This window comes from Olsenella uli (assembly GCF_901212655.1).
GTDB classification, from domain to species: domain Bacteria; phylum Actinomycetota; class Coriobacteriia; order Coriobacteriales; family Atopobiaceae; genus Parolsenella; species Parolsenella uli_A.
The window spans coordinates 1-25,746 of the sequence record NZ_CAAKON010000052.1 but is presented as its reverse complement, the minus strand read 5'-3'; the positions used below and the strand labels follow the sequence as shown (position 1 = coordinate 25,746).

At 65.1% G+C, this 25,746-nt stretch carries 18 protein-coding genes and 2 tRNA genes; 16 read left to right on the top strand and 4 right to left on the bottom strand.

The window, feature by feature from the left end; all coding sequences use genetic code 11:
• Nucleotides 1-40 precede the first annotated feature (40 nt).
• Together EFAMC2_RS09550 and EFAMC2_RS09545 are read left to right on the top strand one after the other, a co-directional pair.
• Complete coding sequence (locus EFAMC2_RS09550; protein WP_410054807.1) at nucleotides 41-1,876, top strand: carbon starvation protein A; 1,836 nt, start codon at nucleotides 41-43, stop codon at nucleotides 1,874-1,876.
• Between the two features lie 932 nt (nucleotides 1,877-2,808).
• Nucleotides 2,809-4,023 (top strand): iron-containing alcohol dehydrogenase, encoded by a 1,215-nt coding sequence (locus EFAMC2_RS09545; RefSeq protein WP_154028957.1) that lies wholly within the window; start codon nucleotides 2,809-2,811, stop codon nucleotides 4,021-4,023.
• Between the two features lie 265 nt (nucleotides 4,024-4,288).
• Here EFAMC2_RS09545 and EFAMC2_RS09540 read toward each other — a convergent pair whose 3' ends face one another.
• Entirely contained in the window at nucleotides 4,289-5,206 is a 918-nt protein-coding gene (locus EFAMC2_RS09540; RefSeq protein WP_154028956.1) for an HAD family phosphatase, read from the bottom strand.
• A 150-nt stretch (nucleotides 5,207-5,356) separates the two neighbouring features.
• A complete protein-coding gene (locus EFAMC2_RS09535; protein ID WP_187325273.1) occupies nucleotides 5,357-7,213 on the bottom strand; it encodes a Mur ligase family protein in 1,857 nt (618 codons plus the stop codon).
• A gap of 72 nt (nucleotides 7,214-7,285) precedes the next feature.
• Here EFAMC2_RS09535 and EFAMC2_RS09530 point away from each other — a divergent pair.
• The 5 genes from EFAMC2_RS09530 (at nucleotide 7,286) to nagB (ending at nucleotide 11,222) form a co-directional block, all read left to right on the top strand.
• Nucleotides 7,286-7,360 (top strand) — tRNA-Val (locus EFAMC2_RS09530).
• Nucleotides 7,361-7,462: 102 nt separating this feature from the next.
• Nucleotides 7,463-8,434: a glutamate racemase gene (gene murI / locus EFAMC2_RS09525; protein WP_154028954.1), complete on the top strand. Its 972-nt coding sequence runs from the start codon at nucleotides 7,463-7,465 to the stop codon at nucleotides 8,432-8,434.
• A gap of 190 nt (nucleotides 8,435-8,624) precedes the next feature.
• Complete coding sequence (gene rph / locus EFAMC2_RS09520; protein ID WP_154028953.1) at nucleotides 8,625-9,365, top strand: ribonuclease PH; 741 nt, start codon at nucleotides 8,625-8,627, stop codon at nucleotides 9,363-9,365.
• Nucleotides 9,366-9,374: 9 nt separating this feature from the next.
• Nucleotides 9,375-10,001 (top strand): RdgB/HAM1 family non-canonical purine NTP pyrophosphatase, encoded by a 627-nt coding sequence (rdgB, locus tag EFAMC2_RS09515; protein WP_154028951.1) that lies wholly within the window; start codon nucleotides 9,375-9,377, stop codon nucleotides 9,999-10,001.
• A 483-nt stretch (nucleotides 10,002-10,484) separates the two neighbouring features.
• Nucleotides 10,485-11,222 (top strand): glucosamine-6-phosphate deaminase, encoded by a 738-nt coding sequence (gene nagB, locus EFAMC2_RS09510; protein ID WP_154028949.1) that lies wholly within the window; start codon nucleotides 10,485-10,487, stop codon nucleotides 11,220-11,222.
• A gap of 307 nt (nucleotides 11,223-11,529) precedes the next feature.
• Here nagB and EFAMC2_RS09505 read toward each other — a convergent pair whose 3' ends face one another.
• The gene (locus EFAMC2_RS09505; protein ID WP_261980246.1) at nucleotides 11,530-12,804 is read right to left on the bottom strand and encodes a M24 family metallopeptidase; all 1,275 of its coding nucleotides are present in this window, start codon (nucleotides 12,802-12,804) and stop codon (nucleotides 11,530-11,532) included.
• A gap of 160 nt (nucleotides 12,805-12,964) precedes the next feature.
• Between EFAMC2_RS09505 and EFAMC2_RS09500 the strand changes: the two genes are divergently transcribed.
• The 3 genes from EFAMC2_RS09500 to EFAMC2_RS09490 all read left to right on the top strand — a co-directional run bounded on the left by EFAMC2_RS09500 (nucleotide 12,965) and on the right by EFAMC2_RS09490 (nucleotide 14,306).
• Nucleotides 12,965-13,264, top strand: a complete 300-nt coding sequence (locus EFAMC2_RS09500) for a Veg family protein (RefSeq protein WP_154028947.1) — start codon at nucleotides 12,965-12,967, stop codon at nucleotides 13,262-13,264.
• A 12-nt stretch (nucleotides 13,265-13,276) separates the two neighbouring features.
• Entirely contained in the window at nucleotides 13,277-14,140 is an 864-nt protein-coding gene (locus EFAMC2_RS09495) for a 4-(cytidine 5'-diphospho)-2-C-methyl-D-erythritol kinase (RefSeq protein WP_154028945.1), read from the top strand.
• An 89-nt stretch (nucleotides 14,141-14,229) separates the two neighbouring features.
• Nucleotides 14,230-14,306, top strand: a tRNA-Pro gene (locus EFAMC2_RS09490).
• Nucleotides 14,307-14,527: 221 nt separating this feature from the next.
• Here EFAMC2_RS09490 and EFAMC2_RS09485 read toward each other — a convergent pair.
• Complete coding sequence (locus EFAMC2_RS09485; protein ID WP_187325272.1) at nucleotides 14,528-15,376, bottom strand: spermidine synthase; 849 nt, start codon at nucleotides 15,374-15,376, stop codon at nucleotides 14,528-14,530.
• Between the two features lie 229 nt (nucleotides 15,377-15,605).
• On the opposite strand from EFAMC2_RS09485, the gene tatA reads away from it, so the two are divergent.
• The 6 genes from tatA to EFAMC2_RS09455 all read left to right on the top strand — a co-directional run bounded on the left by tatA (nucleotide 15,606) and on the right by EFAMC2_RS09455 (nucleotide 25,501).
• Nucleotides 15,606-15,923 (top strand): twin-arginine translocase TatA/TatE family subunit, encoded by a 318-nt coding sequence (gene tatA / locus EFAMC2_RS09480; RefSeq protein ID WP_154028942.1) that lies wholly within the window; start codon nucleotides 15,606-15,608, stop codon nucleotides 15,921-15,923.
• Between the two features lie 137 nt (nucleotides 15,924-16,060).
• Nucleotides 16,061-16,537: a transcription elongation factor GreA gene (gene greA / locus EFAMC2_RS09475; protein WP_154028940.1), complete on the top strand. Its 477-nt coding sequence runs from the start codon at nucleotides 16,061-16,063 to the stop codon at nucleotides 16,535-16,537.
• A 77-nt stretch (nucleotides 16,538-16,614) separates the two neighbouring features.
• A complete protein-coding gene (gene lysS, locus EFAMC2_RS09470; RefSeq protein WP_154028938.1) occupies nucleotides 16,615-18,615 on the top strand; it encodes a lysine--tRNA ligase in 2,001 nt (666 codons plus the stop codon).
• 436 nt (nucleotides 18,616-19,051) lie between these two features.
• Entirely contained in the window at nucleotides 19,052-21,361 is a 2,310-nt protein-coding gene (locus tag EFAMC2_RS09465; protein ID WP_187325271.1) for a purple acid phosphatase family protein, read from the top strand.
• A gap of 100 nt (nucleotides 21,362-21,461) precedes the next feature.
• On the top strand, nucleotides 21,462-22,655 hold the full coding sequence (locus tag EFAMC2_RS09460; protein WP_154028935.1) for a YibE/F family protein: 1,194 nt from the start codon (nucleotides 21,462-21,464) through the stop codon (nucleotides 22,653-22,655).
• A gap of 218 nt (nucleotides 22,656-22,873) precedes the next feature.
• A complete protein-coding gene (locus EFAMC2_RS09455) occupies nucleotides 22,874-25,501 on the top strand; it encodes an ATP-dependent Clp protease ATP-binding subunit (protein ID WP_154028933.1) in 2,628 nt (875 codons plus the stop codon).
• The last annotated feature ends 245 nt before the right edge of the window (nucleotides 25,502-25,746 follow it).

The window sequence follows — 25,746 nt, the reverse complement described above, 5'->3', positions numbered from 1 at the left end:
CTGGCTCGGAAGGGAGCAAGTCTTGAATGGAATAGCTTTGATGGCCATTGCGGCTGTGGTTCTGGCCGCCGGCTACCTGGTCTATGGCCGGTGGCTCGCCAACAAGTGGGGCATCGACCGCGATGCCATCACGCCCGCCCGTCGCATGGAGGACGGCCAGAACTTCTCGCCCGCCTCGTGCTTCACGGTGTTCTCGCACCAGTTCAGCTCCATCTGCGGTGCTGGCCCTGTCACGGGCACCATCGTCGCGATGGCCTTCGGTTGGCTGCCGGTTGTCCTGTGGGTCCTCGTCGGCGGCATCTTCTTTGGTGCCGTGCATGACTTCGGCGCCCTCTACGCCTCGATGAAGAACAACGGCAAGTCGCTCGCCCAGCTCATCGAGAAGTACATCGGCAAGACCGGCCGTCGCCTGTTCCTGCTGTTCAGCTGGCTGTTCTGCATCATCGTCATTGCTGCCTTCACTGACATGGTGGCCGGTACGTTCAAGATGGGCGAGGGCATGGCCGCCGGCATTGGCCTTGGCGTCGACGCCGCCAACAAGTCCTACGCCGCCGGTACCGCCGGCACCATCTCGATGCTCTTCACCTTCGTGGCCATCGCCTTTGGCTGGGCTTGCCGCAAGTTCAAGCTCGAAGGAGCCAAGGAGCTTCTGCTCGCCGTCGTGCTGACCATCCTCATGTTCGCCGTTGGCATGCAGTTCCCCATCTACCTTGACAAGTTCGGCTGGTTCGCCGTAATCGCCGTGTACCTGGTCTTCGCCGGAGCCATGCCCATCCAGACGCTCAAGACCCCGCGTGACTACCTCACTAGCGTCATGATGCTCGTCATGATCGTCTGCGCCGTGCTCGGCATCGTCGTCCTTGGCGCCAACGGCCAGGCCACGATGACGGCCCCGGTCTTCACCGGCTTCACCACCAAGTCCGGCATGATGTTCCCGATCCTGTTCGTCTCCGTTGCCTGCGGCGCCCTCTCTGGCTTCCACAGCCTCGTGAGCTCCGGCACCTCCTCCAAGCAGGTCGAGCGCGAGCAGGACGCCCTGCCCGTTGGCTACGGCGCCATGGTCGTCGAGTCCTTCGTGGGCATCCTCGCCATCATCGTTGCCGGCATCATGTTCTCTGATATGAACACCGCCGGTACCGGCGCCCTCAACAACGGCACCGCTTCCACGCCGTTCCAGATTTTCGCCGCCGGCATCTCCCGCGGCATGCAGGCCTTTGGTGTCAACGCCACCGTTGCCACCGTCTTTATGACGATGTGCGTCTCCGCCCTGGCCCTCACCTCGCTGGACGCCGTGGCCCGCATCGCCCGCACCTCGTTCTCCGAGTTCTTTGCGCAGAGCAACGACGCTCTCGCCATCGATGCGGCTCAGTCCGGCGCCATGAAGCTCGTCATGAACCCGTGGTTTGCCACCGTCGTCACGCTGATCCCGGGCTTTGCCCTGGCCTTCGGCGGCTACCAGAACATCTGGCCGCTCTTTGGCGCCTCCAACCAGCTGCTCGGCGGTATGACGATGATTACGCTCGCCGTGTTCTGCAAGGTCACCGGTCGTAAGGGCCTCATGCTTTACGTGCCCGTCGTGTTCCTGCTTTGCTGCACCTTCACCTCGCTGGTCATGAGCATCATGGGCTGCATCACCGCGCTGTCCACCAAGGGCGCTGCCGTGATTGCTACCTCTGGCCTGCAGCTTGTCTTTGCCGTGCTGCTCGTTGCCCTGGGTCTCATTGTTGCCTACAACTGCCTGAAGGAGTTCTTCACCAAGGCTGAGGGCTCCATCCCCGACGAGAAGCCCGAGTGGACCGAGCTTGGCCGCGAGCACGTTTCCGCTTCCGCCGGCAAGGGCGCCTCTTCCGGCGAGGCTGCCTCCGAGCAGGCGTAAGCAGTCGGAGATTCGTGGCCTATTGGCTCGGCAGGCTTGAGACCTAGTGTTTTGCAAGGTTTGGGGCCTTGAGTCTGAGGTGGTCGATGCTTGTAAAAGGTCCCCAAAGGCCCGTCGCTCTTCGTACTAATATGCAAGGCCACGAAGGCCCGCGTCCCAAAGGGGCGCGGGCCTTTTCTCTGTGGCCCCATGCCGGTCGCATGGGTGGCGCATCCATGCGACATGCTCGTGCTTCATGGCCAAAGCGTCGCTCCCATGCCCGCGCCCAGTCCGAACGTTCCCTGAGGAGTATGGTTGCTGTGGAGCCTTTCCCCCATGGCCGATCCATTCAACTGCCACGGCGAATGCGGGTTATGGGGCCCCTTGGGCGCCCGATCGCATTGATTCCCACAGCCCCGCCTGGCACTTCAGGAATGCCGTCGCGAGGTTGAGCGCCACCGTCAAGATCGGCGGCAGCGCGAGAAGGCCTAAGCGGCAATGGGACAAATTGGATGGCAAACGAGAGTGGGGCTACTCGTTTGGGTAAGTTGCCCACGCCTCGGGTGGTTTGTCCCATTCAGTCACATGTATGCGGGAGCGAGGTCAACTGGGAAAGTAAACCGAGGTTTCGCAAAAATCTGCGGACGGTCGAATTGTCGCGCTCGCGGAAAGCTGGGTTTAGACGGAAACCCGGGTGGGACAATTTCCACGGTGCGGGGGATTCAAGGGGTTGGCGCCTAGGAAACATGGCTTTAGGCGGCCAATCAACGTGCATCTTCGTCCTGGTGGTTGGCTACGAATACATGCGGACCACACCGTCGAAACACGCGCGACGCCCTGATTTCAACGCGCATCCGGCTTGGGAAGGCCGGAACCAGGGGAGAGACGGCGGCCAGGGGTCGTCGTGGATTCCGCCGGCTTCAGCTCCGGCGGCAACGTATTTGGAGGCAGTTATGGGACGTTTTACCAACCCGCGTGACCTGTACTTTGGTGAGGGCGCCCGCCACGAGGTGAAGAATCTCAAGGGCCGCAAGGCCATCATCGTCTCCGGCGGTCACAGCATGCGCCGCGGCGGCTTCCTGCAGGACGTCCAGAAGGACCTTGAGGACGCCGGCATGGAGGTGCAGCTCTTTGAGGGCGTCGAGTCTGACCCGTCCATCGAGACGGTCATGAAGGGCGCCAAGGCCATGCAGGAGTTCCAGCCCGACTGGATCGTTGCCATCGGCGGCGGCTCCCCGATTGATGCCGCCAAGGCCATGTGGGTCTTCTACGAGTATCCCGACGAGTCCTTCGACAACATCATCCAGCCGTTCAGCTTCCCCGAGCTGCGCACGAAGGCCAAGTTCTGCGCCATTTCCTCCACGTCCGGCACGGCTACCGAGGTCACCGCGTTTTCCGTCATTACGGACTACCAGAAGGGCATCAAGTACCCGCTGGCCGACTTCAACATCACCCCGGACGTCGCCATCGTCGACCCCGAGCTCACCTACTCCATGCCGCAGAAGCTCTGCGCGCACACCGGCATGGACGCGCTGACCCACTGCCTCGAGGCCTACGTCTCCACGTACGCCTCCATGTTCACCGACGCCAACGCCCTGCACGGCATTCGCGAGATTCACGAGTGGCTGCCCAAGAGCTATGCCGGTGACCACGAGGCTCGCCAGCACATGCACGAGGCCCAGTGCATCGCCGGCATCGCCTTCTCCTCTGGCCTGCTCGGCATCGTGCACTCCATGGCGCACAAGACCGGCGCTGCCTTCTCCGGCGGCCACATCATCCACGGATGCGCCAACGCCATGTACCTGGGCAAGGTCATCCAGTTCAACTCCAAGGACGCGCGTGCGCACGACCGCTACGCCTACGTGGCCAAGGAGATCCTGCACCTGCCGGGCTCCACGGACGACCAGCTGATTGACTCGCTGGTCAAGGAGATCCGTCACATGAACGACCAGCTCGACATCCCGCAGGGCATCAAGAACTACGGCCAGGGTGGCGTGAAGTCCGAGACCTCCATTATCGACTATGACGAGTTCGAGGCCAAGAAGTCCGAGGTTGCCGCTAACGCGCTGCTCGACGCCTGCACGCCCGAGAACCCGCGCCAGCCGTCTCAGGAGGACATGGAGAAGCTGCTCGAGTGCGTCTATCGCGACGAGGACGTCGACTGGTAACAAGTTGCTTGCTGTGCGTTGCCTAGCTGTGTGACGAGGCAAGACTCGGCGGGGGCCGGGGCCTTTGGGCCTCGGCCCTCCTTGCTTTTGCGCCGAGGCGGCAGAGGGGGGGGGTGCGGGCTCGGGGCGTGCGCCGGGCCGAAGCGAGGGGCATGTCGCCTCTTAGTTTCTAGGATGAGGCCTCGTGGCCGCTCATGAAGAAAGGGCCCGAAGCGCGTTGCTTCGGGCCCCTCGAATAGGCATGGACTTGTGGCGCTTGTCCGCGCTACTCCTTCGCGGCGAGCAGCGAGCGCATGGCGGCCACCCAGCCGTCGGTGGCCTTCTCGCCGGAGACGAAGATGTTGTTGCGTGCGGCCAGCTCCTCGGCGGCGCGCGGGTGTCCCAGGCCATTGCACATGAACAGGAAGGTGCCCACGGCGTCTGCGATCACGCAGTCTGCGGGGGAGTCGCCCGCGCCCAGCACCTCGTCCGGCTGCAGGCCGGCCAGCTCCACGAAGCGCACGATGCCCGTGCCCTTGCTCACGCCGGCGGGCGTCACGTGGTAGGTGTGGATGCCCACGGGGTGCTCGAGATCGCAGTTGAGCGTGGTCTCGCCGGAGATGCGGCTCACCATGCCGTTGTCGGCGAGGTAGAGGGGCAGACCGCTCTCGTCCAGCATCTCCTGCGCCTCGTCCTCGTCGATGGCACCACGCAGGGCTACGGTGACCTCGCGGTACTCAAAGCCGATGCCGTTGTCGTGGTAGGCCTCGAGCGAGCCCTTCCACCGGCTGAGTATGGCGTTGATGACGCCCGTATCGCAGATGACGTCGTGCGGTGTCTTGCCGCAGCCCTCCTCGTAGGGCATGGAGCCGCAGAAGTAGTGCCACTCGGGCTGGCTGGACTGGCGGGTGCAGAGCACGCTGCCCATCTCTGCGATCCAGCCGGGGAAGCCCAGCACGCGGGCGTCCTCCTGAATCATGGCGCGGTTGCGGCCCGTGCAGGGAATCACGGAGACTCCGGCGAGCTGCAGCTCAACGAGAATCTTGACGAGCTCGGCGCTGGGCTGGCCGGCGGTGTTCACCGTTGCCTTGGCACCGGTGAACATGGTGCCGTCCGCGTCGGTGATGATGTAGCGAATCTTGCGCAGGCGCTCGGCAAGCTCGCCGGTGGGGTGCTCGGGGAAGGTTGGATAGGCGGTGGTCATGGGCACGTCCTCTCGGTTGTGGCGGCGCCGCGCGCAGGGCCGCGGCCCAGTATGTCAGTCGTATCGATTATGGCCCGAAATGCGGACGGGCGGCCGAGAGGTTCGCGAACGGACCCCGGCGTGCCGCAGGACCCCGGAATGTCTCACGCCCTAGAGCTCGATGCCCCGCTCCGTCGCCGCCGCGCGGAAGGCGTCACCGTCCGGAACCATGCGCTCGAAGCGGTCGCCGCGGTGGATGAGCGTCTCGTCTCCTTTGCCCAGCAGGCACACGAGCGCGGGCTCGCCATAGCTCAGGGCCACGTCCAGGCAGCGGGCCACGGCCTCCTGGCGGTCGAGCACGTACTCGTGGGTCACGGGTGTACCGTCTGCGAGCGTGGCGCCGACGGGCACGTTGTCGTCCATTTCGCGGCAGATATCCTCGTTGGAGTCGTGCGCCGGGTCCTCCTCGGTGGCAACAATGTGGCTCGCCCAGCGCGCGGCCTCACGCGGCAGCTCGCTGCGGCGCTCGTAGGCCTTGCCGCCCGGCGCGCCGATGAGCGCCACGATGCGCCTGCCCGGGAACTCCTTGGCCATGGAGGCAAAGAAGCTCTGGTAGGAGAGGGTGTTGTGCGCGTAGTCCACTACGCAGAGCACCTGGGCGTTGGGCTTGCCGATGAGCTCCATGCGCCCCGGCACGCGGCAGGCTGCCAGGCCTGCGGCGATATGCTTGCGCTCGATTCCCAACAGCTCGGCGCAGGCGATGGCCGCGAGGGCGTTCTCCACGTTAAAGAGGCCGGGGAAGTTGATGGTGACGGGCAGTGACCATTCGGCGGGGTCGGTGCTGGCGGCCTGCTCGGTATTGCCAGCCTTTGCGGCAGCCGAGGAGATGATGCCGTTCGTAGCGGAACCGTTAGTGCCTGCGGAGGGGTCCGCGTCGCTCGGGCTGGAATAATTGGCGCCTGCGGCCGCACCAATGCTCGCAAGCCCCTCAAAGCCGTGCGCCACAAAGGTGAGGCGCGAGCCCTCGGGCTTAATGTCAGTGGCCCAAACGTCGGGGTAGACCATGTCGCAGCTGCCACACTCCACGGCGTCCGGCCCCGCGGTGGAGACGGTCACGAGGCGCGGCGCCTTGCCGTTCACGCCAGAGGCGGCACCAGCAGCAGAAAGCACGCGGTCGAGATGCGACGTACCCAGGTTTACCACGGCATTCTTGCACTGGGAAAAGATGCGCAGCTTGCTGGAGAAGTAGTCCTCGAAGGTGGGGTGCTCAACGGGGGAGATGTGGTCGGTGCCGATGTTCAGGAAGGCGGCCACGTCAAGGTCCACGCCAAGGGAGCGGTCGTACTTGAGTGCCTGGCTGGAGACCTCCATCACCATGGCGGCAAGGTGCGCGTCGCGGGCGTTGGCGAGGTGGCGCCACAGGTCTGGCGCCTCGGGCGTGGTGTTGGTGGACTCGGCGTCCTCCACCCCGTCATAGGTGTCGATGGAGCCCATGATGCCGCACGTCTTGGCTCCGTGAGCTGCGTCGATAATCGAGCGAAGCATATAGGCCGAGGTAGACTTGCCCTTCGTGCCAGTGATGCCCACCATGGGCAGTGCGTGGTCTGGGCGGTGGAAGCTCGTGGCTGAGACGTAGGCCATAGCCTTGCGCATGTCGCTGGTCACGAGCGCCGGCGTGCTCGGTGCCACGGCGGCGAGCTCGTTTGCGCGAGTTTCTTCGCAGATGTAGGCGATGGCGCCCTTCTCAAGCGCGCTCGTAAGGAACGCCGGCCTAAACGCAGCGCCCTTGCAGAAGAAGACGTTGCCCGGGCGCGCGCAGCGTGAGTCGCAGGCGGCGCCGGTGACGGGGGTCTCCGCCGCGCCGCAGCCGTCTGCGAGGCCGCGCAGGAGGATGGTGTGTCGCGCGAGCAGGTTTTGGACGCCCGCAAGGGTTACGGCGGCGAACGTCGCCTCGTTGTCGCAACTAGAAGAGGTTGACGGTGTGTTGGTTGCGCCGACGCTACAGGCGACTTCATTCATGGTATCCATGCGCACAAGTATACGCGGGCTCACCTGCCTGGCTGCCGCGCCAAATCCCTGTGCTACACTCCCAATGCTAACGGGCGATTGGCGCAGTGGTAGCGCAGGGGCTTTACACGCCTAAGGTCGGGGGTTCGAATCCCTCATCGCCCACCAGAGAACAACCCGGCCCCCGGCGACGGGGGCATGGAGCTTTCCTCGCCCACCAGAGAGTCCGGGGCCGCACCCTCAGGGCGCGGCCCTTTTTGTGGAGGCTGCATGTCTGCGAACCATCCCGGCGACGGCTTCGACCCAGGCGCCGCGCTCGACCTGCCGGACCTTCCTGTCAACAGCAAGCCCATCGGCATCTTCGACTCCGGCCTGGGTGGCCTTACCGTGGCCCGCGCCATCGCGAGCCGCCTGCCTGCCGAGGCCATCTACTACGTGGGCGACACGAAGCGCTGCCCCTACGGCACGCGCGAGCAGTCCGAGGTCCGCCTCTTCGTGCGCCAGGTGGGCCGCTGGCTCGAGAACCACGACGTCAAGCTCGTGGTCATCGCCTGCAACACCGCCACGGCTGCCGGGCTCGACGTCATCCAGCGCGCCCTCTCCGTCCCCGTCATCGGCGTCATCGAGCCGGGTGCCCGTGCGGCCATCCAGGCCACGCGCACGCGTCGGGTGGGCGTGCTCGCCACGTCTGGCACGGTGGCCTCGGGCGCCTATGCGCGTGCCATCCATAATCTCGATGCCGGTGTCCGCGTGACGCAAGCCGCCGCCGGCAGCTTCGTGGACTACGTGGAACGCGAGCTCGCCTCGGGCACGCACCTGCACGAGGACTGGATGGAGAGCAGGGGCGTCTTTGACACGCCCGAGGTTCGCGAGCTTGCCGCTCGCAACGTGGAGCCGCTGCTTGGTCGCGGCATCGACACGGTGGTGCTTGGCTGCACGCACTTCCCGCTGCTTGCGCGCGAGATTGGCGCAGCGCTGGGGCCAGATGTCCGCACGGTGAGCTCGGCCGAGGAGACGGCCCGCGAGGTGGCCGAGATTCTCGCGCGCCGCGACGAGCTAGCCACGCCGGCCGCAGCCGACCTCGGCGCGGGCGGGGAGCCCAAGTACCGCTTCGCCACCACCTCGGACGACATCACGTCGTTTGCCGTGGCAGGGAAGTTCATTTTTGGGCATCCCATCGACTCCGTGGAGCACATCGATCTCGACACCCTCGGCGCCCTTGCGGACGACCCGGTGGAGTAGCCGAGGCTCTTTCGGAGCAGGGTCGTGGGCATGGCTTCGAGCCGGCTGCTCGCGATGCGTCTGCCTGTCCGATCGCCGACCCGGGAGGTCGCGCCTGCTCGCGTGGCTTGGCGAGCCCGTCCCTCGGCTGCTTGCGCTCCAACCCAGCGACTCGCCCCTTGGCAGTCCACGCCTCAACGTAAGGAGACCCATGTCTGATAACATCACGCCCGAGCGTCGCCCCGAGGGCCGTGCCGCCAATAAGATGCGCCCCGTCACCCTCACGCGCAACGTCATGAAAAACGCCCATGGCTCGTGCCTCGCCGAGTTTGGCGACACGCGCGTCATGTGCACCGCCACCATCGAGGAGCAGCTGCCCGCGTGGCGCCGCGCCAGCCGCAAGGGCTGGGTGACGGCCGAGTACGCCATGCTGCCGGCGTCCACCAGCACGAGGACGAAGCGCGAGTACAAGGGCCGCAAGGGGCGCAGCATGGAGATCGAGCGTCTCATTGGCCGGAGCCTGCGCGCCGTCTGCGACCTGGACCACCTCGGCGAGTTCACCATCACGGTGGACTGCGACGTGCTCCAGGCAGACGGCGGCACGCGCACGGCGAGTGTCACGGGCGGCTGGGTGGCCCTGCACGACGCGCTCATGCACTTCATCGAGCTCGGCAAGATCAAGCGCCTGCCGCTCACCGGCCAGGTTGCCGCCATCTCTGCCGGCATCGTGGGCGGCGTGCCGCTGCTGGACCTTGACTACCCCGAGGACAGCCACGCAGATGTGGACCTCAACCTCGTGGGTACTGCCGACGGCGGCATCGTGGAGGTGCAGGGCACCGGCGAGCGCTCGACTCTTTCCCGCGCGCAGCTCAACGAGTTGCTGGACATGGGCGAGGCGGGCATCAAGCGGCTGTGCGCCCTGCAGGATGAGGTCACGGGATTTACGCGATAGGAGTATTGCATGGGACAGGTAGACATCAGCGCACTGGACCCGCAGAGCACCGTTGTGGTGGCAACGGGCAATGCCCACAAGGTCGCCGAGATTGAGGCAATCCTTGCCCCGGTGATGCCGGGCGTGGCGTTCTATGCCCTTGGTGAGCTCGGCGATTTTCCCGATCCGGTCGAGAACGGCGACGCGTTTTCCGAGAACGCCATCATCAAGGCTCAGGCCGCGCTCGAGGAGACGGGCCTTCCCGCGGTGGCCGACGACTCCGGCCTTGTGGTGGATGCGCTGGGTGGGGAGCCAGGCATTATGAGCGCTCGTTGGGCGGGCGTCCATGGTGACGATGCCCGCAACAACGCCAAGCTCATGCGCGAGATGGAAGGCGTGGCGGATGCCGATCGCACGGCACGCTTTCACTCCAGCGTGGTGCTCGTGCGCCCGGATGGCATCGTGGTCACCGGCGAGGGCGATTGCGAGGGCATGATTGGCTTCGAGCCGCGCGGCGAGCACGGCTTTGGCTATGATCCGCTGTTTTGGCCCGCGGACACGCCCGGTCGCACGATGGCCGAGCTTGAGCCGGCGGAGAAGAACGCCATTTCGCACCGCGCCCGCGCGCTGGCGCAGCTCGCGGAGCGTCTGGGCTAGCAAATGGCTTGACCGGATCGGCGATGGCACGCTCGAATTGATGACGGCCTGCTTAGACCAGCGTAGGTCTACCCAGATTGGAAACGGCTCGCTCAGGTGGGCGACACCCTATGCAGACTTGCTGCGGCTCGTCCAAGTTGGCGGCGCCCGCTCAACCAGCGATGGCCCGTCCAGGCCGGCGGCGCCCCGTCCAGGCCGGCGACGACCAATTTGTTTGACCGCATGATTGTTTGGGGCGCGCCTCCTGCGCGGGTGCGCGGGCGTCAGGAAAAGAGCGCACATTCGTCCTTCCTTGCGCGCTAAGATAAGGCTGCCTGGGACTTTTGCCCAGGCCCGGTGTGGATGGGCTGGGGCCCCGACATGCCGAGTGAACCCATAGCACGCGACCTCGCCCAGGTGGTTCGCGCCTCACGTTGGTTGCGGCCGACGCGGGCCGCAAGCGGGGCGTATCTGCGTCCCGCAATCGATTAGAAGGGACGCGCTATGAAGATCATCAAGGCCAAGGACTACGAGGATATGAGCCGCAAGGCGGCCAACATCATCTCCGCCCAGGTCATCCTCAAGCCGGATTGCGTGCTTGGGCTCGCCACGGGCACCACGCCCATTGGCGCCTATCACCAGCTCATCGAGTGGTACAAGAAGGGCGATGTGGACTTCTCTCAGGTCCAGACCTACAACCTGGACGAGTACCGTGGTCTCACGCACGATGATCCCCAGAGCTACCACTACTTCATGAACAAGGAGTTCTTCTCCGGCATCAACATCGACATCGAGAACACGCACGTGCCCGACGGCGCCAACCCCAATGCCGAGGAGGCCTGCAAGGCCTACGACAAGATCGTGGCCGACGCTGGCTATCCCGACCTGCAGCTTCTTGGCATAGGCAACAACGGTCACATCGGCTTCAACGAGCCGGATGACCACTTCTCCAAGGGCACGCACTGCGTTGACCTCACGGAGTCCACGATCAAGGCCAACAGTCGCCTTTTCGAGAAGGAGGAGGACGTGCCGCGCCAGGCCTACACGATGGGCACCCAGACCATCATGTACGCGCGCCAGATTCTCATGGTGGCCAACGGCGAGAAGAAGGCCCAGGCCGTGTATGACATGTGCTTCGGCCCGGTGACGCCGCAGTGCCCCGCCTCCATCCTGCAGCTGCACACCAACTGCGTCGTCGTTGCCGACGAGGCCGCCCTCTCCAAGTGCGAGGGCCTGTACTAAGACGCCTGTTTGGCCTCATCTCTGATTCGGCCCCATCTCCTGATGGGCAACCTACAAAAAACAAATGGCCGGTCGGAGCCTCGCTGCTCCGACCGGCCATTTCTATGCCGTGATGCATAGCCGCGTTGCGAGAATTGGGAGGGCGGTGATTGCGAACCGGGGCCGGAGTCCGAGAGCGCACCTAGAGCCGAAAACGCGTCTTCGGGCAACTTCGATGCCTCTGATAAGGCTCGGTCGGGCGCCGCGGCTCCCTCGAGATACGTGATGACCGGCTCCAGCGCCGCCAGCTTCTCGTCTCGGCGGCTGGCTACTCCAGCACCGTCAGCTCCTTGGGGTAGCGGTTCATGACCTCGCAGCCGTCCTCGGTCACGATGAGCAGGTCCTCGATGCGCACACCCACCTCGCCCGGCAGGTAGATGCCCGGCTCGATCGAGAAGCACTGGCCCACCCGTACCGGCTCGTCGTGCGCGCTGGAGACGTCGCCGGGCTCATGGTCCTCAAGCCCAATCTGGTGACCCAGCCGATGCGTGAAGTACTCGCCGTAGCCGGCGTCCTCGATGATGCGGCGTGCGGTGAGGTCTATCTCGGCAAACGTCACGCCCGGGCGCACGATGGCCTCGGCGGCCTCGTTGGCGCGGCGCACGGTCTCGTACACCTCGCGCGCTTTCTCGCTCGGCTCGCCCCAGAAGAACGCGCGCGTCATGTCCGAACAGTACGAGTCGCGCTTGCAGCCCACGTCAAAGAGCACCACGTCGCCGCGCCTGAGCACTGTGCCGTCGGGCTCGTGGTGCGGGTCGGCCGCGTTGGCGCCAAAGCTCACGATGGGTGTGAAGCTGTGGTCCTGTGCCCCAAGGCGACGATACTCGGCCAAAAGGCCGCCCGCAATCTCGTGTTCGGTGACGCCCTCGCGCACCTGGGCGCGGAGCCACGCCATCGCTTGGTCGTTGGTGGCCGACGCGGCGCGCATGAGGTCGAGCTCCTTGGCGTCCTTGATGGAGCGGGCGTCGTCGACAGCGGGGGAGCCCAGGCGGAACTCACTGGCCGCGCCCGCGTCCACGAGCGGCAGCAGCCAGCGAGCGGCGAGCACCTTGTCCACGCCGAGCGGCTCGTCGTGGCGGGTCATGCCGGCAACCAGGGGAATCGGATTCTCGGTGTCGTCAAACGTGATGATTTGGGCGCCCACGCCGGAGGCGTCCGGAAACAGGCGATTGCAGAACATCGTGGCCTCAACGGGCGCGCCCGCCTTCTCGCGCGCAAGGTAGAGGGCGTAAAAGCGCTCGCAGGGGATGTTCCAGTACTTCGTGAGGTACCAGATGGACGTCGGGTCGGCCACGATGAGCTGGCGCATGCCCATCTTTTCAAGGTTGTCCATGACGCGTCCGGCGCGCTCGAGGCTGAGCGTGCCGGCGGGGACGACGGGCTGCTCGGATGCGTCTGCCTGCCCGGTGCCGCATGCGTCCAGCTGCTTGCCTGCGCTCGATTGCCCGGCGTCGCAGGCCTTCTGTCGCCTGCTCTCGCACTCGTTCGCCTGGCCGTCGGCGCGTGCGGCCGTGTCCTCGTCCCCGTTGTGCTCCATGTTCATTCTGCGTTCCTTTCCCCTTTGGCTCGAGGCACGTGATTCTGCAGACTACGATAAGAAATCGTGCGAAAACAACATGGCTGCTTTCTGCCTTTTTGCAGTGCGCCGCCGTTGGGGCGGCCGCCTTGTTTGAATGGTAGCGGCCGGAAACAGAGAGCGTGGCATGGAGAACGAAGTTCCTACCGTTAACAAGATTGATGAGATTCGCGAGAAGCTGCTGAGCCTCAAGGGCGAGCGCATGAAGGTCAGGGCCAACATGGGCCGCTCGCGCATCGTCGAGCGCACGGGCACGCTGGTCCAGGCGCACCCTTCGCTGTTCGTGGTCGAGGTCGAGGAGCGTCGCGGCCGCACCGCGCGCCAGAGCTATCAGTACGTCGACGTGCTCACGGGCACCGTCGAACTGTTCGACTATGAGAGCGGCGAGTGCCTCTTCGACTACGCGCCTGCCGAGCCCCTCGACTAGCCCGGAGCTGGCGTGACGGGCCGTCAGGTCATTGAGACACCCTGCAAGGTCAACCTTTACCTCGGCATTCATGACGAGAGAGACGCGCGCGGCTACCACCGCGTCGATTCCGTCATGGTGCCGATTTCCTTGTGCGATACCATCGTGGTGACGGATGCCCCCGAGCTTTCGGTGCACCATGCACCGGCGCTCGAGGTTGTGCCTGAAAGGACCACGGTGTGGAAGGCCACGACCCTGCTTGCCGGGGCGCTGGGCATGGAGTCCCGCGTGCACATTGAGGTTACGGCCCGCATTCCCGAGAAGGCTGGGCTTGGCGGTTCCTCGGCCGATGCCGGCGCCGTGCTTCGCGCGCTTGCAGAGCGATGGGGCGTGGACGCGCTCGATGAGCGCGTGGTGTCCGTGGCCCGCCGCGTGGGCGCCGACGTGGCGTTCTTCCTTGATCCTCGGCCCGGCCTATACCTTGGTGCGGGTGATGTGCTCGAGCGCACGTTCCCGGGCCTCGAAGTGCCCGTGGCCCTTGTGATGCCTGCCGAGGATGGCGTGTCCACGGCAGAGGCGTATGCGGAGTTCGACCGCGCGGGCGAGGCGCCCGCTGGCTATGAGCGGGCGTGCGAGGCCCTGGCCTCGGGCGATGTGAAGGCCATGGCGGCAGAGCTCTGCAACAACCTGGCCCCGGCCGCCTGCTCGCTCTGCGACGAGGTGGCGCGCGTGTCTTCGTGGCTTGCGGGGCAGGAGGGCGTGCTGGGCTCGATGGTCACGGGCTCCGGCTCCTGCTCGTTTGCGCTTTGCGAGAGCGACGACGCGGCTGCCCGTATAGCTCAGGAGGCACAATGCCGGCATGGCTGGCGCGCGTGGGCCGTTCATACCGTTGCCTAAACGGTGATGGCCGTCGACGCTGTGACGAAGGCCCGACAAAAAAAGATGTTGGCATGCGCGAAAAAGTCTGGTAATATTCTCTCTCGCTTCGGGTTGTGGCTCAGCTTGGTAGAGCGCTCGGTTCGGGACCGAGAGGTCGCTGGTTCAAATCCAGTCAACCCGACCATCTGGATTGAGGCCGTCGGCATTGCTGGCGGCTTTTTTCATGTGTCGGCAGCGTGCCTACGTGGTCTTCATGCGTGTGTGGACGCGGTGCCCGCACGGGTGTTGAAGTCGTGCGAACCCCGTGGTGCGGGCTTCCAAATCATGTCGTGAGCTGAGTTCCGACATGATTGTGTATCCACTTTCGCCTGCTCTTATTGCGTGCTCCTAGCAGTGGTCGCCCTTCTACGCGTTCGCCCTCCACTCGTGTCCCGCCAGCGGCGTGCAGCCGGCTGCCGCCAGGTCGCAGTCGCTTGCCACGAGCGTGTTGTTGCCAGGCCGACGGCTGTCGCCAACGTCTTCCGAAAGGAGCCACACGTGCGCGAACTCGCGCGAAAACACCGCAAGCGTTTCGTGGAGCACGCTCGAGCGACGCCCCTTCAGCGGGCATCGCACGTTGGCGAGGTAGACGCCGCCCTCACTCAGGCGCCCATGCACAAGCCGGGCGCCCTCCTCCGTACCGAGCGGTCCCAGCGGACGGCTGCCAGAGAACGCCTCGTTCACGATGAGGTCTGCGGGCTCGTCCTGCGCGCGAAGCCACTCCCAGCCATCTGCGCACACGACGTCGAAGCGGCCGCTCCCGGCGAGCTCTCGCTCAACATCCGCGAGGTAGAAGCTTTGGCGCGCAATCTCGATGATCTTGGGGTCTATCTCCACCGTGGTCACGCGCACGGGCGGCAGGTGGCGCACGAGCCACTTGGGGAACGAGAACCCGCCCCCGCCAATCACCACAGCGCTTCTCAGACGGGGGAGCGCGGCCACAACCTCGGCCTCGTCGCGCTGGTAGGCGCAGGCCAGCTCGCAGCAGAGCCCCGGCGTTGCGTAGCACGCGCTCTGGAACGCGCCGTTCACGTTGAGCATGCGCACGGGCGTCCCGTCTTCGTCGGCGGTGTCGAACAGCAGTGCCAGGCCAAACCTCGTGCGCTCCATCGTGACCCCGCGCCACGCCAGCGCACGGATCATGAGCACATGGGCGCCCCAGGAGAGGGCGGCGCAGGCAATGATGACAAGCATAACGATGAGGGGAGTGGGCACGCGAGGCTCCTTGTCCAAGTGCCCCGGCGAAGGGCATGGGTGGCCGAGAACCATATGATGGCCAAAAATCGCGGTGTGGCGATTACGAGCAGCCGGCCAAAGGCTTATAGTCTCCTGCTGACGCAACCGCGGCAGGGCTAGTATACTAACGAAATTGCACCTCAGCACCACCCGCGATTACGCACGCAAAAGCACGCCCACGAGGGGTTGTCCGGAGAGGAAATCGCACATGATTTTTGGACTTGGAGCTCCTGAGCTCATTATCATTCTGGCTGTCGTCTTGATCATCTTCGGGCCGAAGAACCTTCCGAAGCTCGGCAAGACCCTTGGCAAGACGGTCAAGGGCGTCCGTGAGGGCATGGACGAGATTGAGGGCGAGACCGACGCCAAGTCTGGCTCCAAGGAGGCCGAGGACGTCGTGGTCGAGCACTCCGACGACGATGACGACTCCGATGACGCCGACGCCAACAAGTTCTGCCCCGAGTGCGGCGCAGAGAACCCGGCCGAGAACAAGTTCTGCAAGAAGTGCGGCCACAAGCTCGACTAGCGTGAACTCAGCGCCTTGCGCCCGGCAGACCGGGTGCGAGGCGCTTGCAATCTGAGTGGCCGGCCCAGCCGCGCCGCTCTTGGCCCCGGCGCAGCGCCGCGGCCTGGTACGTAGGCCCATGAGCAAGAAAGCGAACCATGGCAGAGACTGAGATCATCCTCACCCCCGAAGGCCGTCAGAAGCTCGTCGAGGAGCTCGCGTGGCGCGAGGGAGAGCACGACACCGAGATCATCGAGCGCATCAAGGTTGCGCGCGACTTCGGCGACCTCTCCGAGAACTCCGAGTACGACGACGCGAAGGAGGAGCAGTCCAAGAACGCGGCCCGTATCGCCGAGATTCGCAAGATTCTGTCCACGGCCAAGGTCTCCGAGGGTGCCGGCCACGTGATGGCCGTGTCCATCGGCTGCACCGTGGAGATTCAGGAGGTTGGCAAGGACAAGAAGGTGGCCTTCACCATCGTGGGCACCACCGAGACCAACTCCCTCGAGCACAAGATTTCCAACGAGAGCCCCGTGGGCTCCGCGCTGATGGGTCACGCCAGGGGCGACGTCGTCGAGGTCACCAGCCCGTCTGGTGCCACCCGCAGCTATACCATCACCAAGATCTCGCGCTAAGGGCGCGAGCGAACGTACCGCCAGCGTCCCTTCCGCATCTCCTGCGGGAGGGGCGCTTTGCCGTCTAAGGAGCATGTATGTCCGAGGAGAACAAGTCCGTGAACGCCGCCGAGGCCGCCGTCGCGCCCGATGCCGCCGCTGACGAGCGCACCCACCGCCTTGCCCGTCGTCAGGCCCTGCTCGACGCCGGCCAGGAGGCCTATCCCGAGCACAGCAACGTGACCGCCCACGCGGCAGACCTGCTCGCCCGCTACGCCGAGCTTGCCGAGGGCGACGACCCCGAGGGCACCGTCCACACTGTCGCCGGCCGCATCCGCGCCAAGCGCGGCCAGGGCAAGGTCTGCTTCATCGTGCTGCAGGACCCCTCGGCCACGATGCAGCTCTTCTGCCGCATCGACAACATGGGCGAGGAGGCCATGCGCGCCCTGCGCCCGCTCGACCTGGGCGACATCGTCGAGGCCACCGGCACCATGATGCGCACGCGCCGCGGCGAGCTGTCGCTGGCCACCACCTCCGTGCGTCTGCTCTCGAAGTCGATTCGCCCGCTGCCCGAGAAGTTCCACGGCCTCTCCGACAAGGAGACCCGTTACCGCCAGCGCTACGTTGACCTCATCGTCAACGACGACGTGCGCGAGACCTTCCGCAAGCGCTCGGCCATCGTGAGCGAGTTCCGCCGTTACATGGAGGGCGACGGCTACATGGAGGTGGAGACGCCGGTCCTGCAGACCATCCAGGGTGGCGCCACGGCCAAGCCGTTCATCACGCACTTCAATGCGCTCGACCAGGAGTGCTTCCTTCGCATCGCCACCGAGCTTCCCCTCAAGCGTCTGCTCGTGGGCGGTTACGAGAAGGTCTTCGAGATTGGCCGCATCTTCCGCAACGAAGGCATGGACCTCACGCACAACCCCGAGTTCACCACGATGGAGGCCTACCGCGCCTACTCCGACCTCGAGGGCATGAAGGAGCTGGCCGAGGGCGTCATCAAGGCCGCCAACGCCCGTGTGAACGACTCCGAGCAGATCGAGTTCCAGGGCACCACGATTGACCTCTCCGGCACCTGGCCGAGCGTCCCGATGACCAAGGTCGTGAGCAACGCGATTGGCGAGGAGGTGGATCTCGACACGCCCGTCGAGCACCTGCGCGAGCTCTGCGCCGCCCACCAGATCGAGGCCAAGCCCGAGTGGGGCGCTGGCAAGCTCATCGCCGAGCTCTACGACGAGCTGGGCGAGCCGTCTCTCGTGAACCCCACGTTCGTGGTGGACTACCCGGTTGAGGTGTCGCCGCTCGCGAAGCGCCGCGAGGACGACCCGCGCCTCACGCACCGCTTTGAGCTGGTCATTGCCGGGCACGAGTATGCGAACGCCTTCTCCGAGCTTAACGACCCGGTTGACCAGGCCGATCGCTTCCACGCCGAGATTGCCGAGCGCGACGCCGGCGACGACGAGGCCATGCAGTTCGACGCCGACTACGTGCGTGCGCTCGAGTACGGCATGCCGCCGGCGGGCGGCATCGGCATCGGCATCGACCGCGTGGTCATGCTGCTCACCAACCAGGCGTCCATCCGTGACGTGCTGCTGTTCCCGCACATGAAGCCCGAGCGCGGCCAGGTCTCCGGTGCGGCCGAGGCTAAGGCCGCCGCGGGCGAGGTCGCAGGCAACCCGGATGTCGTGGCGCCCAAGCTCCCCACCCTGGACTACAGCCAGGTGCACGTTGAGCCCCAGCTTGCAGACCTCGTGGACTTCGACACCTTCTGCAAGAGCGACTTCCGCGTGGTGAAGGTGCTCGAGTGCGAGGCCGTGCCCAAGAGCAAGAAGCTGCTCCAGTTCAAGCTGGACGACGGCACGGACGAGCCGCGCACGATTCTCTCCGGCATCCACGCCTACTACGAGCCCGAGGACCTCGTGGGCAAGACGCTCGTGGCCATCGTGAACCTCCCCGCCCGCAAGATGATGGGCATCCCCAGCTGCGGCATGATCATCAGCGCCGTGCACAAGGAGGGCGAGGGCGACGACGCGCAGGAGCGCCTGAACGTCCTGCAGCTCGACAGCTCGATTCCGGCGGGCGCGAAGCTCTGCTAACGCTTCGGGGTGGGCATCGCGGACGCCGTCCTCACGTTGCCATCCGCGTCATCAGTCATCTATGAGCGCTCAGGCGCCCGTCGCAACTTACCTGCGACGGGCGCCCTTTTCATATGGGTAAGTCCTCTGGTCCGGATGCTGCCAAATTGGCAAAACGGACACATCATTACCCAGCTGAGACGAAGGGCTTACACGGTGGCTTGCGCTCCCATGCCTTCATTACCGTTGCCTAATGCGGCCAACTCATACTTCACAAAGTGTGTCTGCGTGCCTCCATCCAATCGACGCATGGCGGAATTGGGGCTCTGTGCGAGGAGCCTTCTCAGCCCGCGTGGCGTGTGGACGCAACGTCGTCGGCAATCCGAAAGGGGAAGGTATGGGGAACCAAAGGAATGGAGTGCCGGACTCAAGCGGCATGAGGCATGCTCGGATCAGCATGAGCGCTAGGCTGTGCGCCGTGCTCGCCGTGGTGCTTGCCGTCGTTGTCTTCGCTGCCGGTTCGATAACGGCCCAGGCTGCGAGCGAGAACCCGGTCATCGCGGGCACCGCCACCACGTGGCAGTACGTGGATAATGGCGTGCATCCGGCGGATGGCTGGCAGACGAGCGGCGTCGTGACCGGTGCGGACTGGAAGAGCGCCGCGGGCTCGTTCGGCGCCAAGAGGGGCGAGATTGCCTCGCTGGGACAGAACGCCGCCGGCAAGGACTGCATGCCCAAGACTCTCCTTATGCAGTACAAGTCCGATGGTTCGGGCGATGACATCCCGGTCTACTTCTTCCGCACCACGTTCGACGTTGCGGACGTGAGCGCCGTCAAGGCCATCACGGGCTCCGTTGACTATGACGATGCGGCCATCGTTGCCATCAACGGCCAGGTGATTGGCGAGTTTGACAACCACACCAAGGACGGCGCCGACCCCATCTACGGCACGGACAACTACGGTGGCTCCAACGCCAGCGACCCTAAGACCGGCGAGGTCAACTTCACAGACGTGGCCAAGCTCAACCTCAAGCCCACGGGCAACGTGATCTCGGTGGAGTTGCACAACGGCCGCGCCTCCAGCTCCGACATCTACCTTGACGTGACGAACCTCACGCTCAAGACCTCGGTTGACCCTACCGACCCCGACACCCCTGACAAGCCTGCGAAGGCGGGCGTCAAGAACGTCTTCGTGAACATCGGCTCGGACGAGACCCAGCGCAACTTCAACTGGCTGAGCACGGCCACCGGTGCCGGTAAGGTGCAGTATGCCGTCGTTCCCTCCGCCTTCAAGGCGGGCGACGAGTTGCCTGCGGACGGCGTGAAGACCGTCAACGCCTCTCGCACGGACGGCGATCCCGTCTCCGCCGGCTACGCCACCTATAGGGCCACGGCGGCCGGCTTTGCGGCGAGCACTACCTATGCCTACCGTGTGGGCAGCGATGACGAGGGTTGGTCCAGCACCTATACCTTCACCACGCAGGCCCAGGGCTCGGGCGGCGCGTTCAGCTTCCTCATCGCCGGCGACCCGCAGATTGGTGCGGGCGGCAATGACGAGCAGGACGGCGCCAAATGGGACGTGTCCATCAACCAGGCCTATGCGCAGGTGCCCAACGCGAGCTTCCTGCTCTCTGTGGGCGACCAGGTGAACAAGACGGGCGCGGCAACCCTGCGGCAGCAGGCCCAGTACGACCTCTTTGCCAAACCCGCTGCTATGCGCAGCCTCACCCTCGCAACCGATGTGGGTAACCACGACGCCGGCAGCGTTCTCTACACCTCGCACTACAACCTGCCGAACCTCTCCAACTACGGCGCCAGCAAGGCCGGCGCGGAGAGCGCGGACTATTGGTTCACCTACAACGGCGTGCTGTTCATGTCGCTGAACTCGAACACCTCAGACCTCTCCGCGCACCAGTTTTTCATGGAGCAGGCCATTGCCGCCAATCCGAAGGCTACGTGGAAGGTCGTCACGTTCCACCATGCGCCGTTCAGCGTGGCCTCGCACTACAGCGACACGCAGATCAAGAACCTGCGCGCAAACCTTACGCCGATTCTCTCCAAGCTGGGCATCGACGTGGTGCTGACCGGCCACGACCACTACTACACCCGTAGCTACATGCTCGACGCCAATGGCAACCCGAGCGCCTCCGCCGCCGAGAAGTACACCTACGGCAACGGCAGCGACGCCGCCCCCACTGAGGTGACGAACCCCGTCGATGGCGACGTGCTTTATATCACGGCCGACTCCGCCTCGGGTTCCAAGTACTACGCGCTCAACGACTCGCTTGGCGGCAAGTACCCCAACTACTCCGCCTACTCTTGGCAGCAGAACAACCCGTCCATCATCGTGGCGGACGTGACCGAGAACTCCTTCTCGCTCAAGATGTATCAGACGGAGGACGACAACACGCAGGTCGCGCAGTGGACGCCGATTGACTCGTTCACCATCACGCGCAAGTCCGACCAGCCGAGCACGCCCGACACGCCGAGCACGTCCGACACTCCGAACGCGCCCAACCAGCCGGGCACGCCCAACGTCCCGGGCGGCACGGACAACAACGGCGCCAACCAGAACGGCGGCAACTGGAACGGCAACATGACGGGCAAGGCCGATAACGGCCATGCCAATCAGGTCTCCTCGTCCAGGAGCGGCAAGAAGCTCCCGCAGACGGGCGACACCTTCCCCGTGGGTCCCGTCATCGCGGTGGCCGTCGTAGCGGCTGTCGCCATTGGGCTTGGCGTGTACCTGAAGACGCGCAAGAACTAGGCATCAGTTCACAGGTCAGACGCAATCTCGCACGAGGGGCGTCCTGCCATGACGGCGGGGCGCCCTTGTGTCCCTCTCGGAATCGTTCATCTGGAGTCATATGTCCAACACGCAGCAGGAAGTAAGCATCCACGACACCATCATCGTGGTGGCGGCCATGGTTCTCGCGATTGCGGCGGCGCTCGCATGGAACCTCGCGAACCCCAATGACTTCTCGGTCTACAACAACGAGGGCTCAACCTACACGAGCGGCATCGTGACTCGTGTCATCTCCGAAGACCTCGTTGTTGACGAGGACACCGGCCAGGTTGCCGGTTCGCAGGAGCTTGAGGTGCGCATCGACGACGGCCCGTACGCGGGGCGGGTGGAGCAGATTCGCAACAGCGTCACGCCCACGCAGAACGTCATCGCCCGCGAGGGTACGGGGGTGACGGTTCGAGTCGACGGCACGGGTGGTCCCAACCCGCTTTTTATGGTGTTCAACTACAACCGGCTCCCCGCCGTCGCCATCATCCTGGCAGTCTTTGCGGCCCTTATGATGGGGGTTGGCCGAGCCAAGGGCCTTCGCAGCCTCGCTGGCCTTGCGTTTGCCCTGGCGCTTGTCACGCTCTTTCTGCTGCCATCAATCTTTAGGGGGATGTCTCCCGTTGGCGCGTCGCTGCTCACGGCGCTCCTCGTCACGGCGGGGAGCATGGCGATGCTCAACGGGCTCACGAGAAAGACGCTCGTCTCCGTTCTTGCGGCGGCGATTGGGCTGGTTGCCTCGATGGCCTTCTACTATCTCTTCACGTGGCTGCTGCATCTCTCTGGCTTCAACACGGCCGGCGCCGACGAGCTGCTCGTCATCCAGGGCAATACTGGCCTCGACATCTCCCAGGTGCTCTTTGCGAGCGTGGTGATCTCGTCTTTGGGTGCGGTCATCGACATGTGCATGTCTGTGGCATCCCCGCTGTTCGAGCTCAAGCGGGTCAATCCCGGGATGGGCGTGCGGGAGCTGTTCTCGTCTGGCATGGAGATGGGCAGCGACATGATCGGGACCATGTGCCAGACGCTCATCCTGGCGTTTGTGGGGTCGGCGACGGGCGAGCTGCTGTTGCAGATTAGCTATGGCACGCAGCCCATCCAGCTCATTTCCTCAAATTACATGGCCGTGGAGGTGCTGCAGAGCTTCGCGGGCGGCGCCGGTGTGATCCTTGTGGTGCCTATTACTTCGGCTATCGCGGCATGGGTGCTGGCGAGGGGCGCGTGGGCGTCGGCAGGAAAGGCGTCGGCTCCGGCGAAGGAAAATAACTGACGCAATGTTGCGTAAACCCCCATCTGGCGTATCCCCACAAACCCCCATGGGTAAGCTACGAGCAAATCACGAATTGGTGGATGGCGCGTGGCATATGGCAGAATTGCCTACACTGTCTGATACCGATTTGCAGCTAGGCACGGTCGCGCGGGCATCTCGAGGCTCGCGCGCATGATACGGCGCGTGTCCCGCGACGTGCGCCCGAGGGGGAGCCCCACATGTTCGACAAGTTTACTGACAAGGCGCGCAAGGTCATGAGCCTCGCGCAAGACGAGGCCAGGGCGCTCGGCCAGATGTACGTTGGCACCGAGCATCTGCTGCTGGGCCTCATCAAGGAGGGGGACGGCATCGCCGCCCAGGCCCTCGCCAAGCTCGACGTCACCTATGACGACACGGTCGAGGCCATCAAGCAGATCACCGAGCGGGCCAGCGAGCCCGTGCCCGGCGGTCACATTCCGTTCACGCCGCGCGCCAAGCGCGTGCTGGAGGGCGCCTACCGCGAGACCATGAGCCGCGGCGCCACCTACATCTCCACCGAGCACCTGCTGCTTGGCATCGTGCGCGAGGGCAACGGCGTGGCCATGGAGACGCTGAGCCGCCTCGGCATCTCCGGCGACGCGGTGCGCAATGCCGTGAACGGGCTCATGGAGAAGAGCGCCCCGTCAGACGACAAGGCCTCGCAGGTCCAGGAGGTCCGCATCGGGCCGGACGGCGTCACCGTTGGCCCCGCCCGACAGCAGCAGGCCGCCGGCGACGAGCCCTCCATGCTCGAGCAGTACGGGCGCAACCTCACGCACCTGGCCGCCGAGGGCAAGCTCGATCCGGTCATCGGCCGCGACCTCGAGGTTGAGCGTGTGATGCAGGTGCTCGCGCGCCGCCAGAAGAACAACCCGCTCATCCTGGGTGACCCGGGCGTGGGCAAGACGGCCATCGTCGAGGGTCTGGCCCAACTCGTGGCAGCTGGCACCGTGCCCGACATGCTGCGCAACAAGCAGATTTGGACGCTCGACGTGGCGGCCCTCGTTGCCGGCTCCAAGTACCGCGGCGAGTTCGAGGACCGTCTCAAGAAGGTCCTCGCCGAGGTGCAGAAGAGCGGGGACGACATCCTGTTCATCGACGAGATGCACACCATCATCGGCGCCGGCTCTGCCGAGGGCTCCATCGACGCGGCGAGCATCCTGAAGCCGCCTCTGAGCCGCGGCGAGATCCAGGTCATCGGTGCCACCACGGCAGACGAGTACCGCAAGCACATTGAGAAGGACTCCGCGCTCGAGCGCCGCTTCCAGCCGGTGAACATCAACGAGCCGAGCATCCCCGACACGCTCAAGATTCTCCACGGCCTGCAGGACCGCTACGAAAAGCACCACCACGTCCGCTACACGGACGCGGCAATCGAGGCTGCGGTCACGCTCTCAGACCGCTACATCCAGGACCGCTTCCTGCCCGACAAGGCCATCGACGTCATCGACGAGGCCGGAGCTCGCACGCGCGTGCACAAGATGACGCTGCCGCCCGAGATTGCCGAGGTGGATGAGCAACTTGCCCACGTGCGTGCGGACAAGCAGGCCGCCGCGGCAGCGCAGGAGTTCGAGCAGGCCGCCAAGCTGCGCGACCAGGAGAAGGAGCTCACGGCAAAGCGCTCCGAGCTCGAGGCCGCGTGGCACAAGCGCATGGACGAGAACGTCGTGGGCGTGGACGCCAACGACATCGCCGGCGTGGTCTCCAGCATCACGGGCGTGCCCGTCTCCAACCTCTCCGAGGCTGAGGCATCCAAGCTGCTGCGCTGCGAGAAGGTGCTGCACCAGCGCGTCGTTGGTCAGGATGAGGCGGTGGGCGCCGTGGCGCGCGCCATCCGCCCCAGCCGCTCGCCGCTCAAGGACCCGCGTCGCCCCGGCGGCTCGTTCATCTTCCTGGGCCCCTCGGGCGTTGGCAAGACGGAGCTGGCCAAGAGCCTCGCGGAGTTCCTGTTTGGCTCCGAGGAGGCGCTCACCACCTTCGACATGAGCGAGTTTATGGAGAAACACGCCGTGAGCAAGCTCGTAGGCGCCCCTCCGGGATACGTGGGCTACGACGAGGGCGGCGAGCTCACGAAGGCCGTGCGGCGCAGACCGTACTCCGTCGTGCTGTTCGACGAGATCGAGAAGGCACACCCGGACGTCTTCAACATCCTGCTCCAGATTCTGGATGAGGGTCGCCTGACCGACGGCCAGGGCCGCAAGGTGGACTTCTCGAACACCGTCATCATCATGACGTCCAACGTGGGTGCGCGCGAGATTGCCAAGCCGGGCACGATGGGCTTTGGCACCGGCGCCTCGCAGCTCGGTGACAAGGAGATTCAGAGTCGCGCGATGGGCGAACTCAAGAAGCTCTTCCGCCCCGAGTTCCTCAACCGCGTAGACGAGATCGTGGTATTCAAGTCGCTGACGGGCGAACAGGTGCGCAACATCGTGGACCTCATGGTGCGCGAGCTGCGCAACCGCCTCATCGGCGAGGGCATGTCCATCGAGCTCACGGACGCCGCGAAGGACCTCATTGCAAAGCAGGGGACCGACCCGGTCTACGGCGCACGCCCGCTGCGCCGTGCCATCCAGACGATGGTGGAGGACCCGCTGGCCGAGCAGCTGCTCGAGGGTCGCTGGCATGCCGGCGACATCGTGCTCGTGGACAGGGGCGAGGGCGACAAGCTCACGTTCACGAAGGGCGTTGGCGAGATTCCCGAGCGCACCGAGCGCGAGCACATGGACCTGCCCACTGCCACGGGCACGTGGGGCGTCTCGGGTGGCGGCGGTGCCACTGGCGGCTCGCGCGGAGCTGGCGGCATGGACCTGGCCGCGGCCGGCGACTAGCGTCGGCGCGACAGATTGACCGCGCCGCGTGAGGATTGCGTCACACAAGAGGGGCGCCCGCAGGCATGTGCTTGCGGGCGCTCCTCGTTTTGTGCCGTGCCTGTCGTGGCTGGCGGCACGAGGCTATTGAGGCGAGTGCGTGCGGGAGGTGCTGGTTGCGGGTTTGTTGGGGCTCGTGGGCATGGCGCTCCTCGGGTCGTTTCGCCCGGCCCGCGGCCCCCCCGGGCCCCCGGCGCAAGATGTGT